Source organism: Serratia plymuthica NBRC 102599 (assembly GCF_001590925.1).
GTDB lineage: Bacteria > Pseudomonadota > Gammaproteobacteria > Enterobacterales > Enterobacteriaceae > Serratia > Serratia plymuthica.
On record NZ_BCTU01000022.1, the window covers coordinates 61,281 to 77,398 of the forward strand.

The window sequence follows — 16,118 nt, forward strand, 5'->3', positions numbered from 1 at the left end:
GAAAGTGCCCGTTGCAGATTTCTGCATTTTGCGGAAATACTGAGCGTTTTCAGGTAATAACCTGAATGTAGTTTCAACAATAACATTGCATGGAGAGTAATTTATGAAGCTATTTAAAACCCTTTCGGCCTTATGCATGGCAGCCGTTGTGGCATTCGCAGTAAGCGCCTGCGCGCCGACAGCGAAATCCGAGGGGACTGGCGGTTATATTGACGATACGGTGATTACCACCAAAGTGAAATCAGCACTGCTGGCAGATAAAAACATCAAGTCGAGAGAAATCAGCGTAGAGACCTTTAAAGGCCGGGTGCAATTGAGCGGCTTTGTCACCTCCAGCGAAGATGCCAACCGTGCGGTGCAGACCACACGCGGCGTGGCGGGTGTTAAATCCGTTGAGAACGTCATGCAACTCAAATAACGATCGCAGGGAGGCATTGCGCCTCCCTGTCTCGGTCATCCTCAGAAGCGATAACCTGCCCCGAACATAAACACCCAAGGATCCAACCGCGTATCAATACTGTGATGGTTGCCGTTGGCGTCATCAAAGCGGGTTTTGGTCTCGATATTCATCCACCACACCGACATATTCAACATCCAGTGTTCATCCAGGTTGTAATCCAGGCCCGCCTGCGCAGCGACACCCCAGGAGTCTTTCAGGCTCAGATTACTCAGCCCGGCTCCTTTGCCATTGTCATTGAATTTTTCATCAAAGAAGGTGGTGTAGTTCACGCCAAGCCCCAGATACGGACGCAGTTTGTCCTGCTTGTCGCCAAAGTAATATTGCGCCATCAGACTCGGCGGCAGATCGCGCACCGTGGCGATGTTACCGTTCACTGCCGCGCCGTTCAACGCCACCTTATGGCGGAACGGCGTCGCAGCCAGCAGTTCCACGCCAATATTGTCCGTTACCATATAGCCGAAGGTCAGGCCGAGCTGGGTATTATTATCGGCATTGAAGGATCCCTGCCCCAGTACGTCGTCCGATCCTGCATTGGGCCGAACCGTCGCCGCCCCCGCGCGGAAAAGAAAATCACCCGCCTGATGCGCGCTTGCCAACATTGGAGCCATCATAGCCGCCAATACCACCAGAGTTGTCTTTTTCATTATCCATTCCATTTGTGTGGTTACTAGTCGGAAGGGAATATACCTACTTACGGGTATTTATGATCCCATCGGGATCACATCTTATGTGTAAATTTTTTTATTCCTACTAAAAACAAGGTTACCTAAGGGACTAATAAATCGAGAATTGATCTGAATCAAAAAATGCATTTTGTTGCAAAACATCTGCATGTTCAAACTTCAGTTGCTAAAAAAACAGCCACTGAGTAAGTTCATTATCCGTGTTGGTTTTGGTGAGTGCCGTCAGGAGTCGGCGCGATCAAGATGAGCGAAATTCATAATCCCTGTGTCAGTTGCGGCGCATGCTGCGGCTATTTTCGAGTGTCATTCTATTGGGCCGAAGCGGAAGATGGCGGCGGCGTGGTTCCTATCTCTCTTACCGAGCCCTTAACTCCCTTTTTGCGCTGTATGCAGGGGACCAACAGCAAGTCCCCGCGCTGTACCGCTCTCGAGGGCGAAATCGGCAAGGCCGTGTCCTGCTCCATTTATCTCAATCGCCCCAGCCCTTGTCGCGAATTCGATCAGTCCGGAGAAAACGGCCTGCGCAACGAAGCCTGCGATCGCGCTCGCGAGCGTTATGGTCTGCCGCCGCTGCCGGTTCCTTTACCCTTGTCGCTGCCAATAACGGTGATTGCCGAAGAAATAGCCGCAATGCAACTCGCGGGGTGCCACAGCGACGCGGAACAAGGTACAATCGCCCACTGATTTTGCTATATACCTATGAATTTCAAGTTGCGGCCAACCATGGCGCAACTTGAAAGGCGATGGATATATCTTTGTTTCTCGACGCCAAGGAGTCTGCATGCCTATCACGGCCAACACGTTGTACCGTGACAGTTTTAACTTTTTCCGTAATCAACTGACCAGCATTCTGATGCTGGCGCTGTTGACCGCGTTCATTTCTGTGCTGCTCAATCAGGTTTTTAGCCCTGACGTCGAGCAGTTGAAGATCTTGTCTGCAACGGAAGGTGATTTTACGGCATCCGCCGGAATGGGGATCCAGGAAATCATTCAGCAAATGACGCCCGAGCAGCAGATGGTGTTATTGAAGGTGTCAGCCGCTGCCACTTTCTCCGCTTTGGTGGGCAACGTGTTGTTGGTTGGCGGGATGCTGACGCTGATTAGCCTGGTTTCCCAGGGGCAACGCATCAGCGCGCTGCGCGCTATTGGCGCTTCTGCGCCGGAATTGCCGCGTTTGCTGTTGCTGCTGTTTATCTGCACTCTGCTGATTCAGCTAGGCTTGACGCTGTTCGTCGTGCCGGGCGTAATTATGGCGATTGCCTTCTCGCTGGCGCCGGTGATCACCACCGCGGACAAAAAAGGCGTGTTCGCGTCGATCAAGTTGAGCTGCAAACTGGCCTTCGCCAATGCACGCGTGATTGTGCCGGCCATGATGCTGTGGTTGGCCGCCAAGCTGCTGGTGTTGTTTATGGTGAGCCACCTTTCGGTACTGACCCCGAATGTCGCCAGCGTAGTGCTTACCGCGCTGAGCAACCTGGTTTCCGCCCTGTTGCTGATTTACCTGTTCCGTCTGTATATGCTGCTGCGCAGTTGATCTGCCTGCAGTAACTAAAAGGGCACGCCTCGGCGTGCCCTTTTTGCTTATGGAACCGCAGCCGTCTCAGCCTGTTCCTTACTTTGAATCAGCTTCAACGCCAGATACAAATCCGGCACCAGAATCAATTCCCGATCGCGTCCCAGCCGATTGATGCGGAACCAACGCGTCAGCTCGGTTCGCCTCCCTGCCAACACCAGCTTAACGTTACGCTGTAACAGATCGCGCTTCAGCTCATCTATCGCCGCCAGAACGCTGATATCCGCGTGGGTAAAACTGGCGACAGCATCCACCACCACCCAGCGCGGCTGAAATGGTGTACTGTCCACCAAATTCAGGATCCGGCGCTTGAAGTACGCCACGTTAAAATAGGTTAACGGCGAGTTGAAACGGTACATCATCACGCCGGGTACCGCTTTAACGCCGTTGTTGTTGCCCATCGAGTGGATCATGCCCTCGTCGTTCACACCCAGCAACTGCTCCGTCGGACGAAATACCGTGCGCAGGAACTGCATCAGCCCCAGCAATACCGCCAAGCCGATACCGCTGATCACCCCCACCAGCAGCACGCACAAGAAGGTGAACATGGCCAACCGGAAGGCCTGCGCATTGCGGCGGCGCATAATCCAGATGCCCCGAAAATCCAGCAACGACCAGGCGGCATACATCAGCACTACGCCTAACCCCGCCACCGGAATAAACTGCAGCGGCGCCATCAGGAACAACAGCACGAAAGCAATCACCCCCGCTGCAATGATCGACACCAATTGACTCTTGCCGCCGTTGGCATCGTTAACCGCAGTACGGGAATCCGCCCCGCTGATGGCAAACCCCTGTGAAAGCGCCGAAACGATATTCACCAACCCCAGCGCGCGGAACTCAGCGTCGGCGTTCACCTCATAGCCATTCTTTGCCGCAAAACTGCGCGCAGTCAGCATCATGCTGACAAAACTCACTACCGCCAGGTTGAGTGCCGGGATCACCATGTCTCGCAGCAACCCTGGCTGGAAATCCGGCCACTGGACTATCGGTAATACGTCGCTAAACCCCCCCACCGTCACTACGCCATGCTGCTGTAACCCGCCTATCCAGGTGACGAAAGCCGCCAATACGATGGCAAACAACGGTGCCGGCCAGTTAGGGCGCCATTTTTTAAATCCCAGCAGCGTGACCAGCGTCAACAGCGACACCGCCATGGTCAGCCAGTCGCTGTGCATCAGGTTGCCCGGCAGCGCGTAAATGCGCTCAATCAACTGCGCAGGGTGAACGCCAAAACCGAGGACCTTGCCGATCTGATCGACCATGATAGTGATCGCCACACCGTTCAGCAGCCCGCTGAGTATCGGCCGGGAGAGCAGATCCGCCAGTGCGCCCAGTTTGAAACGGCTCGCCAACAGGCACCAGGCGCCCATCATTGCCGTCATCATAATGGTGAGTTGCCAGTGCCGCTCCATATTACCCGCAGCCAGCGGCGTCACTACTGCGGCTATCACTGCACAGGTGGCTGCGTCCGGCCCGACAATAAGCTGGCGCGACGATCCGAAAAACGCGTAGGCGACCATCGGCAAGATACAGGAGTACAGCCCCACCACCGGGCTGACCCCGGCCAGCTCGGCGTAAGCGATCGCCACCGGCAATGCCACCGCAGCTACGGAGAGCCCGGCGCGTATATCCGGTTTAAGCCAACTGCGTTGATACCCTAATAAATGCGTCAAACCAGGCGTCAACGCCTGGAGAGATTTCCACTGCATAAACTGTTTTCCGTTATAAATTATCCGTCTATTATTACGCGTATCATGAGATGCCAGGGCCGCGCTGGCAATCGGCCCACCACGAAGTCGCGACCTCAATCGTAAGTTTATGCAAATTCCTGCTTTCATGGCAGAAATCCGGCCCCCAAACGCCGATAATCAGCGCTTCCCAGCGGTACACAGAGCCCGCCGAATCCGGTATAGTCGGGCGATGAACAGATGATGGATTGATTTATGAAGCAGTTTCTTGATTTCCTCCCGTTAATTGTCTTTTTTGCTTTTTATAAGCTCTACGATATCTACGTCGCTTCCGGCGCGTTGATTGTCGCTACCGCACTGGCGCTGGTGTTCACCTGGATCAAATACCGCAAGGTCGAGAAGATGACGCTGATCACCTTCCTGATGGTGCTGGTGTTCGGCACCCTGACGCTGGTATTCCATAACGATTTGTTTATCAAATGGAAAGTCACGGTAATCTATACCCTGTTTGCGTTGGCGTTGCTGATCAGCCAACTGGTGCTCAAGAAGCCGCTGGTTCAGCGCATGCTGGGTAAAGAGCTGACGCTGCCGGACAAAGTGTGGAGCAACCTCAATCTGGCGTGGGCGGTATTCTTCCTGGTCTGTGGCCTGGCGAATATCTACGTCGCCTTCTGGTTGCCGCAAAGCGTTTGGGTTAACTTTAAAGTGTTCGGCCTGACGGCGCTGACGCTGGTGTTTACCCTGCTCAGCGGTATTTATATTTATCGGCACATGCCTGAAGAACAGAAAAAATAGTTACAAAATTGTTAATGCCCGTAGCGCTTGCTGCGGGCAGTATAATGAAAACCCTTCTTTGATAAGCAGACGGCTATGACTCAACAACGACCTTTACCCAGTGGCGAAATGGTGCTGCGTACTCTGGCAATGCCGGCAGATACCAATGCCAACGGTGATATTTTTGGCGGCTGGCTAATGTCGCAAATGGACATTGGCGGCGCTATTCAGGCGAAAGAAATTGCCGAAGGACGCGTAGTGACAGTGCGTGTCGATGGTATGACCTTCCTGAAACCGGTCGCAGTGGGTGATGTGGTTTGCTGCTATGCGCAGTGTATCCGCACCGGCCGCAGTTCGATCACCATCAATATAGAAGTGTGGGTAAAGAAAGTATCCTCCGCGCCTATCGGCCAGCGCTACCGTGCAACCGAGGCGGTATTTACTTATGTGGCGGTGGATGATGAGGGCAATTCACGCGCCCTGCCCGATGGCAAAATGAACTTCCGCGTCGGCTTTGAAGAATAGCTGAAATGCAGGCAGCAAAAAGGGTCGCTTCGGCGACCCTTTTCTATTGGCGCCAACGTCGATATCAGTCCATCTCCGTGGTGCCGTTAATTTTAAAGCGGATATTAACGACGCGATCTTTCGCTTCCTTGGCTTCGTAACGCCACTTGCGCAATGCCTGTTTCACTTCACGCTCGAACATATTGCGTGGTTCCGCAGACAGGATACGCACGTTGGTCACGCGGCCGTCGCTGTCGATATCAAATTGAACCCGCACACTGCCTTCAATCTGCAAGGCTCTGGCGCGCGGTGGGTAGATCGGATCTGCACGGCTGATAGGCTTCGGCCCCACATCACGCGAATTGCCCTGAACCGGCGCTGAAGGCGCTTGCTTTACCGGCGCTTTGTCGACTGGCTTGGCCGGCTCGTTGTTTTCAAACGGCGATGGCTCGCGCGGCTCGGTTTTCTGCGGTTCGCGTTTGACCGTTTTTTCGACCTTCGGCTTCGGTTTCGGCTTCGGTTTGGGTTTTACCGGCTCAGGCTTCAGTATCGCCTTTGGCGGTGGCTCTGGCAGCGGTTCTGGTTCTGGTTCTGGTTCCGGTTCCACCTGCGGTTCTGGTTCCGGTTCCACCTGCGGTTCTGGCTCAGCAGGCGCGGGCGGCGGCGGCTCGGCCATTGCCGCGGTATTGACCATCATGACGCTGATCGGCGCATCCTCTGGTTTCGGCAACTCCATGACTTCATTGACAGAAGCATAGAGCAAGCTCGCCACCAAGGCGCTATGTAAGCCAACGGACAGGACAATCGGCACTGATAAACGGCGATTAAGGAACATCTTTTTTAGCGGCATAATGATTCTGTTTCCTCTGGTTCGCCAAGTTTAAATGCAAATAGCAATCATATTCAATAACGAATGGCAAACTATCGCTTTAATCGTCATTATTCATCGCTAAAACCTGTAAACTCATGGGGATATTAACCTTTTATTTGCATTTTTACTGAGGATTTCACACGCTCTATTAACCTGATTTATCGCGACAAAAACAAAAAAACCCGCCGTAGCGGGTCATTCGTCACCAATGCGGCGTTATTCTTCATCACCGTAATACAGCACGCCCAATTTGATCAGTGGCCGCCCCTGCGCTTTGCGATGCAGGTTGGTATCACGCAGCGAATAGACACAGCCACAGTATTCCTGCTGGTAGAAACGTTCGCGCTTGCTGATTTCTATCATTCGCGATGCGCCGCCTTTTTTGCGCCAGTTGTAATCCCAATACTGCAGGTCAGGATATTTTTCTGCCGCGCGGACGCCGCAGTCGGTGATTTGCTGCATATTCTTCCAGCGGGAAATACCCAGCGAACTGGAGATGGTGTCGTAGCCGTTTTCATGTGCGTACAATGCGGTGCGCTCAAAACGCATGTCGAAACACATGGTGCAACGGATCCCACGCTCTGGCTCGTTTTCCATGCCTTTGGCGCGGGCAAACCAGTTATCGGTATCGTAATCGGCGTCAATAATGGGTATCCCGTGCTGCTCGGCAAAGCGAATGTTCTCTTCCTTGCGCAGCAGATACTCTTTTTGCGGGTGAATATTCGGGTTATAGAAAAAGATGGCGTATTCGATGCCGGAGGCCTGAATGGCTTCCATCACCTCACCGGAACAAGGCGCACAGCAGGAGTGCAGCAACAGCTTGCTTTTGCCCTCAGGCAAGTCGAGTTTATCCCTAACCAGTTCCGTCATTTCCTCACCTCTCACACAGGGGTTCAATTCATCGCGCGGCCGCACTATACGAATAAAAACTAGCTGCTTCAAGGCATAAGCGCCAGCTAGAGGTAAATTCCCCCAGCCAGGCATTCCCTTGGCTCGCCTTTTGCGCTACCTTGAATCACCCCTTCTATACTAATGATTTTAAAGGTGAAACATGCTTTATCTGATCTACGCGCAGGACGTCCCCAACTCATTGGAAAACCGTCTGTCGGTACGGCCGGCGCATTTGGCACGCCTGCAGGCGCTGCGGGATGAAGGCCGTCTGGTGGTTGCCGGCCCAAACCCGGCTATCGACAGCAACGATCCGGGTAGTGCGGGCTTCAGCGGCTCTACGGTGATTGCGGAATTCGCGTCGCTGGCGGATGCCCAAACCTGGGCTGAACAGGATCCCTACGTCGCTGCCGGCGTTTATGGTGACGTGACAGTAAAACCTTTTAAGCAGGTGTTTTAAGTAAACCTGTTACTTTCCATTATAACGGGTTGCACTGCTACAATTACGGGTCACGTTAGGTGGTCCGTGACTTGTTTCCCCACCCGCCTCAGAATGAACAACACCGTAAAAAAAAGCCAGCACGGAGTGGCTGGCTAAAGGGGTCTTCGAGGGAATATCTTATGAGATAAGCCTACGCTTTCCTCTTTGGCCCCGCCAGCTATCGGTGCGATAGCTTTCCTCTTAAAGCGAAGCGTATGGCGGCGCATTCCAGCTTCTGGTATGGTTAACGGGCAGCCTATAACCATATAAATAATAATGAATTAACAGAGGGGAGTATACTTGCAGCGACAACCGGTTTCATCTTCAAGAATTATATCAATAGGCTATGATGAAACTGCTCAGGTTCTGGAAATCCAGTTTCGTGATGCAGGGATCTATCAATATATCGGGGTTCCCAATCGAATCTACCAGGACTTTGTCGTGGTGGTTTCGAAAGGCAGATTTTATGACGGCGTCATAAAGGGCAAATACCTGTGCCGTAAAACAGGGTAACCAACCAGGCCGATATCAACCCGGCCTGCGCGCCAACCCCGAACGGTATCGGGGTTAAGGTGACTTTCGCATATTACTTCGATGCCGGATCCTCTGCAGCCGTTTGGCTTTGCGCCAGAATCAGTGCCTGCATATCCATAAACATAGCGTCCCATTCTTGCTGGTCGATATTCATCAAACCAAAAAAACGCAGCATAAATGCCCCTTCGGTGGCCAGAAAGGCCAGCCGCGCGCGCCTTCCCTGCTCAGTGGTCAAATCCAGACCGGCAATCCGGCTGCGGTACCATTCACGCGTGCTGTCCAGATGCTCCGGCGTTTGAATCAGCGTCGCCATCAACCCCGCAGCCTTGGCGCTGGAGGCCTGATCGGAACTTCTGGTCGCCTGCATATGCGCCTGTACGGCGGTGGTCGCCGAGGGGTTCTCCCCGGCAATCGCGTCGAACAGAGTGTCATACGCCTTGCCCCAGCGTTCAAACATCGCATCAATCAACGCATCTTTACTGCCGAAGCAGTATTGCACTCCGCCTTTGGAGATCCCCATCGCTTTTGCGACGGAATCAATGGTCAGTCCGGCGGCGCCCTGGTTGGCGACAATTTCTTCGGCCGCATCCAGAACTTTGTCACGATCGATGCTGCGTTGACGTCCCATTGATAGACCTCTCTTTTCAATACGTACGTATGGATATATATTATGATCAGTATACCACCAGTGGAGACTGGGGTTTACCTTCTGGCTGCGCATCCGCGCCGGCCGCATTTTTTGGAATAATATTATGTTCGTAAACAACCGCTGGTTGATCCTGGCCTTAATCTCCAGCGCACTATTTCTGATCGTTATCGACATGACGGTGTTATACACCGCCTTGCCGCGGCTGACGCAGGCGCTGGATGCCAATGCGTCACAAAAATTATGGATCGTAAACGCTTACCCGTTGGTGGTTGCAGGTCTGTTGCCTGGCGCGGGCATGCTGAGCGATCGCGTCGGTCATAAGCGCCTGTTTATGGCCGGATTGCCGGTTTTTGCCGCCGCCTCACTTTGCGCCGCTTTTTCGCCCACGGCAGAATGGCTGATTGCTGCGCGCGCATTCCTTGCCGTAGGTGCCGCCATGATGATGCCGGCAACCCTGTCCATCGTCCGTCATATCTTTACCGACGAGCGTGAGCGTGCGCTGGCTATTGGCATCTGGGCGGCGGTCGCCTCCAGTGCCGCCGCGCTGGGGCCCGTGGTCGGTGGGGTGCTGCTGGAATATTTCTGGTGGGGTTCGGTGTTTCTGATCAACGTGCCGGTGGTAATGTTGGTACTGCCGCTGGCATGGCGATTGATACCGCACTGCGGCGGAGAGAATACGCGCCCTTACGACATCATAGGCTCGGTACAAATCATGATCGGCCTGGTGGGCAGCATCTATGCGCTGAAAGAATTGAGCAAAACGGCACCTTCGTTTATTGCGTTAACGATGGCCGCGGCGCTCGGCATTGTCTCTCTTGTCTTTTTTGTGCGCCGCCAAAGGCAAACGCAATACCCGATGATCGACTTCACGCTGTTCCAAAACCGGCTGTTTGCCGGTGGCGTCGGCGTCGCCTTGCTCTCGATGATAGCGCTGATTGGCGTGGAACTGGTTCTGAGTCAACGCCTGCAACTGGTTCTCGATCTGAGCCCATTGCAAGCCGCGCTATTTATTTTGCCGATCCCGCTGGCCTCCGTGCTGGCCGGGCCGCTGACTGGCTTATTCCTGCCCCGCTACGGCGAACGCCGCATGATGCTCGGCAGTTTTATGCTGACCGGTTTCGGGATCGCAGGTCTCGCCCTGTTCTATCAAAGCAGCGTTTTATTGCAATTGGTTTGCCTGTGTATCACTGGTTTTGGCGTCGGTGGCGCCATTACCGCCGCATCCACCGCCATCATGTTGAATGCGCCTGAAGAGAAGTCCGGCATGGCGGCGTCGATTGAAGACGTTTCCTATGAACTGGGCGGGGTTTTGGGTATCACCCTGCTCGGCGGGCTAATGACTGCCGTCTATAGCCACAGTTTGACGTTGCCGGGCAGTTTGCCGGTGAGCGACCTCGCCTATGACAGCATTGATGAAGCTCTACGGCTGGCCGCCACTCTGGCCACCGATCAGGCTGAACAGCTAAAACAGCTGGCGCGCATGGCTTTCGACCGGGCATTTATCGCGGTACTGATAGCGGCAGCGCTATTAATGGTGCTGGGGGCAGGCATGGCGAAATGGACTTTAGGCAAGAAGTGATAACGCTCTGAATCAGGGAGCGTTTGTCGCTGAGAAATACAAGGGCGTATCCCATAATACCCCCAGGCTTAAAGGCAACTTTTTCATCGAATTCACAGTCCCTGCCGGGACTGTTTTCGTTTTTACCACTCGTAGGCGACCACAAACAGCAATGCGCGCCGGTGCTGGTCATCCAGGCGACGTCGCACCCGAATAATGTGCCGGTTGCTGCATGACTGGCGCTCCAGCCAGCGATGCCTGCGGCGCTGACTCTGCCGCAGCATCCGCCAACGGCCCACCTCGTTTCTACTGCGTCTCATCGTTTCGTCACTCGTCCGTCAAATGCCAACGGCGGGCATTATAGCGCTTTCGCCGTGCGATCCAAGCCGCAGTTCGTCGCACTTTCACGTCGCCAGGCGACGCGATGGCCGGATAAAAATGTTTTTTTCGCTTTCAGCAAGTGCCTTAAGGCAATCATATTTATGCAACATAAGCGCCGAGAAAAGGTTCCCCCTTTACCATTCTGTGCGTACACTCATTGTTGGTGGTTTGCGAACAGGATTTTTCGCCTTTATGACAACATTTTATACCGTAATCAGTTGGCTCATGGTGTTCGGTTACTGGCTGCTTATCGCCGGGGTCACGCTACGTATTCTGATGAAACGTCGCGCTGTACCTTCAGCCATGGCCTGGCTGTTGGTTATCTATATTCTGCCGTTATTCGGTATCGTGGCTTATTTATCTTTCGGCGAATTGCATTTAGGCAAACGTCGCGCCGAACGCGCCAAGGCGATGTGGCCCTCGACCGCCCGCTGGCTCAGCGAATTAAAAGAGAGCCAACGGATCTTCGCTACGGAATACAGCGAGGTTGCCAGGCCTCTGTTCCAGTTGTGCGATCGTCGCCAGGGTATTGATGGCGTTAAGGGCAATCAACTGCAATTGCTCACCACCACAGACTCGACGATGAAGGCCCTGATCCGCGATATCGAGCTGGCACGCCATAATATTGAGATGGTGTTCTATATCTGGCAACCCGGCGGGCTGGTGGATCAAGTCGCAGAATCGCTGATGGCTGCCGCGCGACGCGGCGTGCACTGCCGGGTGATGCTGGACTCTGCCGGTAGCCTGCAGTTTTTCCGCAGCCCTTATCCGGGCATGATGCGCAATGCCGGCATCGAGGTGGTAGAAGCGCTCAAGGTTAACCTGTTCCGCGTGTTCCTGCGCCGAATGGATTTACGCCAGCACCGCAAAGTCATCCTGATCGACAATTACATCGCCTATACCGGCAGTATGAATATGGTCGATCCGCGTTATTTCAAACAGGGCGCAGGCGTCGGCCAATGGATCGATCTGATGGCGCGTATGGAAGGCCCGGTCGCCAGCACCATGGGTATCGTTTATGCCTGTGACTGGGAGATTGAAACCGGCAAACGCATTCTGCCGCCGCCGCCGCCCGATGTCAATATCATGCCGTTTGAACAAGAAAGCGGCCACACCATTCAGGTTATCGCCTCCGGCCCCGGCTTCCCGGATGAGATGATCCATCAGGCGTTGCTGACCGCCGTGTACTCTGCGCGTGAGCAATTGATCATGACAACGCCCTATTTCGTACCGAGCGACGACCTGCTGCATGCCATTTGCACCGCCGCACTGCGTGGCGTTGAAGTCAGCATCATCGTGCCGCGCGACAACGATTCAACGATGGTACGCTGGGCCAGCCGTTCCTTCTTTTCCGAATTACTCGAAGCCGGCGTGCACATCCATCAGTTTGAAGGCGGCCTGCTGCATACCAAGAGCGTACTGGTCGATGGTCAACTCAGCCTGGTAGGCACGGTGAATCTGGACATGCGCAGCCTGTGGTTGAACTTTGAAATCACCCTGGTCATCGACGATGACGGCTTCGGCAGCGATCTGGCCTGCGTGCAGGATGACTATATCGCCCGTTCACAGTTGCTGAACGCCCAAGAGTGGCAGAAACGGCCGTTCTGGCACCGTATTGTCGAACGCCTGTTCTACTTTTTCAGCCCGCTGCTATAAAAGCCGCGTCGGGCATGGTTTAATAACGCCAAATCATTTTTGATCAGGATTTTTTTATGGATTTGAATAACCGCCTTACCGAAGACGAAACGCTGGAACAGGCTTATGACATCTTTCTGGAATTGGCCGGCGACAATCTGGATCCGGCGGATATCCTGCTGTTCAACCTGCAATTTGAGGAACGCGGCGGCGCCGAGCTGTATGATCCGGCGGAAGACTGGTCGGAACATGTGGATTTTGACCTGAACCCGGACTTTTTTGCCGAAGTGGTCATTGGTCTCGCGGACAGCGATGGCGAACCGATCAACGACGTGTTTGCCCGCGTATTGCTCTGCCGTGAGAAAGACCACAAGCTGTGCCACATTTTGTGGAAAGAATAAGCGCCCTGCTTGCATGAAAAAACCCGCCAACGTTGGCGGGTTTTTTGTTGGTGACGCAGCGAACAATGCTGCGGCTTGAAGACGACGGGTAAATTATAAAGGATCGACTTTCAGGCACGACACCGCATGGCGGAAACTCCCCTCCAGCAGCGGCCGGGTTTTGGCGCATTCCGGCCCGGCAATCGGGCAGCGAGTGCGGAACACGCAGCCTGAAGGCGGGTTGATCGGCGAAGGTAATTCCCCTTCCAGCAGTTGGATCTGTTTTTCCCTCTCCTTGTCCGGGTCCGGGATCGGCACCGCCGACATCAGCGCTTTGGTGTAAGGGTGCTGCGGGTTGTGGTACACCTCATCGTAGGTTCCCAGCTCCACCGCATGGCCCAGATACATCACCAGCACGCGGTCGGAGATGTGCTTGACGACCGCCAGGTCATGGGCGATGAAGATCAACGACAGCCCCATTTCACGCTGCAGTTGCTGCAACAGGTTGACCACCTGCGCCTGAATCGACACATCCAGTGCAGAAACCGGTTCGTCACAGATCACCAACTTCGGTTCCAGGATCAGCGCACGCGCAATGCCGATACGCTGACACTGACCGCCGGAGAACTCATGCGGATAGCGGTTGATCAAGTTTGGCAACAAGCCTACCTTCAGCATCATCGCCTTCACCTTGTCCTTCACTTCCTGACGCGGCATCTTCGGGTAATAGGTGCGCAACGGTTCGGCGATGATTTCGCCGATGGTCATGCGTGGGTTCAGCGAGGCCAGCGGATCCTGGAAGATCATCTGGATATCGCTGCGCGTTTTGCGCCAGTCGGTATCGCTCATGCCGAGCAGATCCTTACCTAACCAGGCAACGCGCCCGCTGGTGGCTTTCACCAGGCCGATAATGGCGCGTGCGAAGGTCGATTTTCCGCAACCGGACTCGCCAACCACGCCCAGCGTTTCCCCTTCGAACAACCGCAGCGTCACGCCGTCGACCGCCTTCAGGGTTTTCGCCGGCTGCCAGAACCACTGTTTGTCATCATGAATGTCGAAGTGCACTTTCAAATCGGCCACTTCGAGCAGCACTTTCTTCTCGGTTACCGCTGTCATACCAACGCCTCCACCGGTTTAAAGCAGGCGCGCAGGCGCCCTTCACCAAACTGCTCCAACGGCGGAGCGCTCGCACATTGTTCCATAGCGAACTGACAACGCGGCTGGAACGGGCAACCTTTCGGCAGACGCAGCAGATTCGGCGGGTTGCCGGGAATAGTCATCAAGGCTTCACCTTCAGCGTCCAAACGCGGTACCGCATTCAGCAGACCGATGGAATATGGGTGGCTCGGGTGATAGAACACATCACGCGCGCTGCCGTATTCCATCGTGCGCCCGGCGTACATGACCAGCACCTTATTACAAATACCGGCCACCACGCCCAAATCGTGGGTGATCATGATAATGGCCGTGTTGAACTCGCGTTTCAGCTCATTCAACAACGTCATAATCTGCGCCTGAACCGTCACATCCAGTGCGGTGGTCGGTTCATCGGCAATCAATAGTTTGGGCCGACACAGCAACGCCATGGCGATCATCACCCGCTGGCGCATACCGCCGGAGAACTCATGCGGATACATGCGCATACGCTTGCGCGCTTCCGGCATTTTTACCGCATCGAGCATACGCACCGACTCTTCGAAGGCTTCGCTTTTGCTCATTTTTTTATGCAGCATCAGCACTTCCATCAGCTGCTCGCCAACGCGCATATAAGGGTTAAGCGACGTCATCGGATCCTGGAAGATCATCGAAATCTCTTCCGCCCGCAGCTTGTTGAGCTGTTTTTCCGGCAGGTTGAGGATTTCGCGGCCGTTAAATTTAGCCGATCCGCCAATGCGGCCGTTGCTGGCCAACAGCCCCATCAGCGCGAAAGCGGTCTGGGATTTGCCCGAACCGGACTCACCGACGATGCCCAGCGTTTCACCGGCTCGCAGGTCGAAGTTCAGATCGTTCACTGCCGTCACGTCACCGTCCGGGGTGCCGAAGGTCACGCGCAGGTCTTTTACATCCAGCAACAGCGTCGATTTGGCGACGGCACTGGTTTGCAACTGCGGGTTTTCAATGGTGCTCATGATGGCACTCCTTAACGATCTTTCGGGTCGAGGGCGTCACGCAGACCGTCGCCGATAAAGTTGAAACAAAACAGAGTGACTACCAGGAAACCCGCCGGGAACAGCAGCAACCACGGTGAAACTTCCATCGAGTTGGCGCCGTCGCTGAGCAATGCGCCCCAGCTGCTTAATGGCTCCTGCGTGCCCAGCCCCAGGAAGCTGAGGAAGGATTCGAACAGGATCATGCTCGGCACCAGCAATGAGGCATACACCACCACCACGCCAAGCACGTTAGGCACGATATGGCGCAGTACGATATTTCGGGTTGAAACCCCGCACACCAATGCCGCTTCGATAAATTCTTTACGCTTTAAGCTCAGGGTTTGCCCACGCACAATACGCGCCATATCCAGCCACGACACCATGCCGATTGCCACAAAGATCAGCAGGATGTTTTGACCGAAGAAGGTCACCAGCAAGATCACGAAGAACATAAACGGGAAGGAGTTGAGGATCTCCAGCAAACGCATCATCACCGAGTCGGTCTTGCCGCCCAGGTAACCTGACATCGCGCCGTACAGGGTACCGACAATCACCGCCACCAGCGCCGCAGCCACGCCGACCATCAGCGAGATGCGCCCGCCAATCGCCACGCGCACCAGCAAATCGCGGCCGGAGGAGTCAGTGCCGAAGTAGTGCGCAGATTCAAGGCTCGGCGCAGCCGACATCATCGCCCAGTCGGTATCGTCATAGGCGAACTGAGACAGCCACGGCGCTACAATCACAAACAGGGTAATCAGCCCCAGCACAAACAGGCTGCTGACCGCCGCACGGTTATGCACAAAGCGGCGACGGGCATCCTGCCACAGGCTGCGCCCTTCCACTTCCAGCTTTTCGCCGAAGTGTTCCAGAGCTTCGCTGTTCTTTTTCGTCAACATCATTTGCGTG

At 54.6% G+C, this 16,118-nt stretch carries 19 protein-coding genes; 10 read left to right on the forward strand and 9 right to left on the reverse strand.

What is annotated here, in order from left to right; genetic code table 11:
* The first annotated feature begins 103 nt into the window (after positions 1 to 103).
* Positions 104 to 418 (forward strand): BON domain-containing protein, encoded by a 315-nt coding sequence (locus SPL01S_RS15660; protein WP_004945257.1) that lies wholly within the window; start codon positions 104 to 106, stop codon positions 416 to 418.
* A 41-nt stretch (positions 419 to 459) separates the two neighbouring features.
* Here SPL01S_RS15660 and ompW read toward each other — a convergent pair whose 3' ends face one another.
* Positions 460 to 1,104, reverse strand: a complete 645-nt coding sequence (gene ompW, locus SPL01S_RS15665) for an outer membrane protein OmpW (protein WP_111738468.1) — start codon at positions 1,102 to 1,104, stop codon at positions 460 to 462.
* Between the two features lie 282 nt (positions 1,105 to 1,386).
* On the opposite strand from ompW, the gene SPL01S_RS15670 reads away from it, so the two are divergent.
* Positions 1,387 to 1,827, forward strand: coding sequence for a YkgJ family cysteine cluster protein (locus SPL01S_RS15670; RefSeq protein WP_063201088.1), 441 nt, complete (start codon positions 1,387 to 1,389; stop codon positions 1,825 to 1,827).
* 97 nt (positions 1,828 to 1,924) lie between these two features.
* A complete protein-coding gene (locus tag SPL01S_RS15675; RefSeq protein ID WP_004945267.1) occupies positions 1,925 to 2,677 on the forward strand; it encodes a YciC family protein in 753 nt (250 codons plus the stop codon).
* A gap of 47 nt (positions 2,678 to 2,724) precedes the next feature.
* Here SPL01S_RS15675 and SPL01S_RS15680 read toward each other — a convergent pair whose 3' ends face one another.
* The gene (locus tag SPL01S_RS15680) at positions 2,725 to 4,428 is read right to left on the reverse strand and encodes a SulP family inorganic anion transporter (RefSeq protein WP_062871026.1); all 1,704 of its coding nucleotides are present in this window, start codon (positions 4,426 to 4,428) and stop codon (positions 2,725 to 2,727) included.
* A gap of 234 nt (positions 4,429 to 4,662) precedes the next feature.
* On the opposite strand from SPL01S_RS15680, the gene SPL01S_RS15685 reads away from it, so the two are divergent.
* Both SPL01S_RS15685 and yciA read left to right on the forward strand, forming a co-directional pair.
* The gene (locus tag SPL01S_RS15685) at positions 4,663 to 5,202 is read left to right on the forward strand and encodes a septation protein A (protein WP_006325764.1); all 540 of its coding nucleotides are present in this window, start codon (positions 4,663 to 4,665) and stop codon (positions 5,200 to 5,202) included.
* A gap of 75 nt (positions 5,203 to 5,277) precedes the next feature.
* Positions 5,278 to 5,706: an acyl-CoA thioester hydrolase YciA gene (yciA, locus tag SPL01S_RS15690; protein WP_004945276.1), complete on the forward strand. Its 429-nt coding sequence runs from the start codon at positions 5,278 to 5,280 to the stop codon at positions 5,704 to 5,706.
* A gap of 64 nt (positions 5,707 to 5,770) precedes the next feature.
* Here yciA and tonB read toward each other — a convergent pair whose 3' ends face one another.
* Both tonB and SPL01S_RS15700 read right to left on the reverse strand, forming a co-directional pair.
* Positions 5,771 to 6,535: a TonB system transport protein TonB gene (gene tonB, locus SPL01S_RS15695; protein WP_063201093.1), complete on the reverse strand. Its 765-nt coding sequence runs from the start codon at positions 6,533 to 6,535 to the stop codon at positions 5,771 to 5,773.
* A 237-nt stretch (positions 6,536 to 6,772) separates the two neighbouring features.
* Entirely contained in the window at positions 6,773 to 7,426 is a 654-nt protein-coding gene (locus SPL01S_RS15700; protein ID WP_020439151.1) for an epoxyqueuosine reductase QueH, read from the reverse strand.
* Positions 7,427 to 7,607: 181 nt separating this feature from the next.
* Here SPL01S_RS15700 and SPL01S_RS15705 point away from each other — a divergent pair, with 181 nt between their 5' ends.
* Both SPL01S_RS15705 and SPL01S_RS24710 read left to right on the forward strand, forming a co-directional pair.
* Positions 7,608 to 7,904: a YciI family protein gene (locus SPL01S_RS15705; RefSeq protein WP_020439152.1), complete on the forward strand. Its 297-nt coding sequence runs from the start codon at positions 7,608 to 7,610 to the stop codon at positions 7,902 to 7,904.
* A gap of 321 nt (positions 7,905 to 8,225) precedes the next feature.
* Positions 8,226 to 8,438 (forward strand): KTSC domain-containing protein, encoded by a 213-nt coding sequence (locus tag SPL01S_RS24710; protein WP_006325768.1) that lies wholly within the window; start codon positions 8,226 to 8,228, stop codon positions 8,436 to 8,438.
* 73 nt (positions 8,439 to 8,511) lie between these two features.
* Here SPL01S_RS24710 and SPL01S_RS15710 read toward each other — a convergent pair whose 3' ends face one another.
* Positions 8,512 to 9,087: a TetR/AcrR family transcriptional regulator gene (locus SPL01S_RS15710; protein ID WP_063201097.1), complete on the reverse strand. Its 576-nt coding sequence runs from the start codon at positions 9,085 to 9,087 to the stop codon at positions 8,512 to 8,514.
* A 124-nt stretch (positions 9,088 to 9,211) separates the two neighbouring features.
* Here SPL01S_RS15710 and SPL01S_RS15715 point away from each other — a divergent pair, with 124 nt between their 5' ends.
* Positions 9,212 to 10,687, forward strand: a complete 1,476-nt coding sequence (locus SPL01S_RS15715; protein WP_063201100.1) for an MFS transporter — start codon at positions 9,212 to 9,214, stop codon at positions 10,685 to 10,687.
* 122 nt (positions 10,688 to 10,809) lie between these two features.
* Here the strand turns inward: SPL01S_RS15715 and SPL01S_RS15720 are convergent, their stop codons facing one another.
* Positions 10,810 to 10,986 (reverse strand): YciY family protein, encoded by a 177-nt coding sequence (locus SPL01S_RS15720; RefSeq protein WP_004945296.1) that lies wholly within the window; start codon positions 10,984 to 10,986, stop codon positions 10,810 to 10,812.
* Between the two features lie 253 nt (positions 10,987 to 11,239).
* Between SPL01S_RS15720 and cls the strand changes: the two genes are divergently transcribed.
* Together cls and SPL01S_RS15730 are read left to right on the forward strand one after the other, a co-directional pair.
* Positions 11,240 to 12,703, forward strand: a complete 1,464-nt coding sequence (gene cls, locus SPL01S_RS15725) for a cardiolipin synthase (protein ID WP_063201103.1) — start codon at positions 11,240 to 11,242, stop codon at positions 12,701 to 12,703.
* A gap of 56 nt (positions 12,704 to 12,759) precedes the next feature.
* A complete protein-coding gene (locus tag SPL01S_RS15730) occupies positions 12,760 to 13,083 on the forward strand; it encodes an HI1450 family dsDNA-mimic protein (protein ID WP_004945300.1) in 324 nt (107 codons plus the stop codon).
* 93 nt (positions 13,084 to 13,176) lie between these two features.
* On the opposite strand, the gene oppF is transcribed toward SPL01S_RS15730, so the two are convergent.
* The 3 genes from oppF to oppC are packed head-to-tail and all read right to left on the reverse strand — an operon-like array spanning position 13,177 to position 16,111.
* Positions 13,177 to 14,178, reverse strand: coding sequence for a murein tripeptide/oligopeptide ABC transporter ATP binding protein OppF (gene oppF / locus SPL01S_RS15735; RefSeq protein WP_020439159.1), 1,002 nt, complete (start codon positions 14,176 to 14,178; stop codon positions 13,177 to 13,179).
* A complete protein-coding gene (locus SPL01S_RS15740) occupies positions 14,175 to 15,191 on the reverse strand; it encodes an ABC transporter ATP-binding protein (RefSeq protein WP_063201106.1) in 1,017 nt (338 codons plus the stop codon). Before SPL01S_RS15740 ends, oppF begins: the two co-directional genes overlap by 4 nt.
* 11 nt (positions 15,192 to 15,202) lie before the next feature.
* Complete coding sequence (oppC, locus tag SPL01S_RS15745) at positions 15,203 to 16,111, reverse strand: oligopeptide ABC transporter permease OppC (RefSeq protein ID WP_004945306.1); 909 nt, start codon at positions 16,109 to 16,111, stop codon at positions 15,203 to 15,205.
* Positions 16,112 to 16,118: the final 7 nt, after the last annotated feature.

Bases quoted from the DNA above. Each gene is read 5' to 3' on its own strand.
- ompW (WP_111738468.1), bottom strand. From the start codon at position 1,104: ATGAAAAAGACAACTCTGGTGGTATTGGCGGCTATGATGGCTCCAATG.
- oppC (WP_004945306.1), bottom strand. From the start codon at position 16,111: ATGATGTTGACGAAAAAGAACAGCGAAGCTCTGGAACACTTCGGCGAA.
- SPL01S_RS15740 (WP_063201106.1), bottom strand. From the start codon at position 15,191: ATGAGCACCATTGAAAACCCGCAGTTGCAAACCAGTGCCGTCGCCAAA.
- SPL01S_RS15720 (WP_004945296.1), bottom strand. From the start codon at position 10,986: ATGAGACGCAGTAGAAACGAGGTGGGCCGTTGGCGGATGCTGCGGCAG.
- SPL01S_RS15710 (WP_063201097.1), bottom strand. From the start codon at position 9,087: ATGGGACGTCAACGCAGCATCGATCGTGACAAAGTTCTGGATGCGGCC.
- cls (WP_063201103.1), top strand. From the start codon at position 11,240: ATGACAACATTTTATACCGTAATCAGTTGGCTCATGGTGTTCGGTTAC.
- SPL01S_RS15670 (WP_063201088.1), top strand. From the start codon at position 1,387: ATGAGCGAAATTCATAATCCCTGTGTCAGTTGCGGCGCATGCTGCGGC.
- SPL01S_RS15705 (WP_020439152.1), top strand. From the start codon at position 7,608: ATGCTTTATCTGATCTACGCGCAGGACGTCCCCAACTCATTGGAAAAC.
- tonB (WP_063201093.1), bottom strand. From the start codon at position 6,535: ATGCCGCTAAAAAAGATGTTCCTTAATCGCCGTTTATCAGTGCCGATT.
- SPL01S_RS15675 (WP_004945267.1), top strand. From the start codon at position 1,925: ATGCCTATCACGGCCAACACGTTGTACCGTGACAGTTTTAACTTTTTC.
- yciA (WP_004945276.1), top strand. From the start codon at position 5,278: ATGACTCAACAACGACCTTTACCCAGTGGCGAAATGGTGCTGCGTACT.
- SPL01S_RS15660 (WP_004945257.1), top strand. From the start codon at position 104: ATGAAGCTATTTAAAACCCTTTCGGCCTTATGCATGGCAGCCGTTGTG.
- SPL01S_RS15715 (WP_063201100.1), top strand. From the start codon at position 9,212: ATGTTCGTAAACAACCGCTGGTTGATCCTGGCCTTAATCTCCAGCGCA.
- SPL01S_RS15730 (WP_004945300.1), top strand. From the start codon at position 12,760: ATGGATTTGAATAACCGCCTTACCGAAGACGAAACGCTGGAACAGGCT.
- SPL01S_RS15700 (WP_020439151.1), bottom strand. From the start codon at position 7,426: ATGACGGAACTGGTTAGGGATAAACTCGACTTGCCTGAGGGCAAAAGC.
- SPL01S_RS15680 (WP_062871026.1), bottom strand. From the start codon at position 4,428: ATGCAGTGGAAATCTCTCCAGGCGTTGACGCCTGGTTTGACGCATTTA.
- oppF (WP_020439159.1), bottom strand. From the start codon at position 14,178: ATGACAGCGGTAACCGAGAAGAAAGTGCTGCTCGAAGTGGCCGATTTG.
- SPL01S_RS15685 (WP_006325764.1), top strand. From the start codon at position 4,663: ATGAAGCAGTTTCTTGATTTCCTCCCGTTAATTGTCTTTTTTGCTTTT.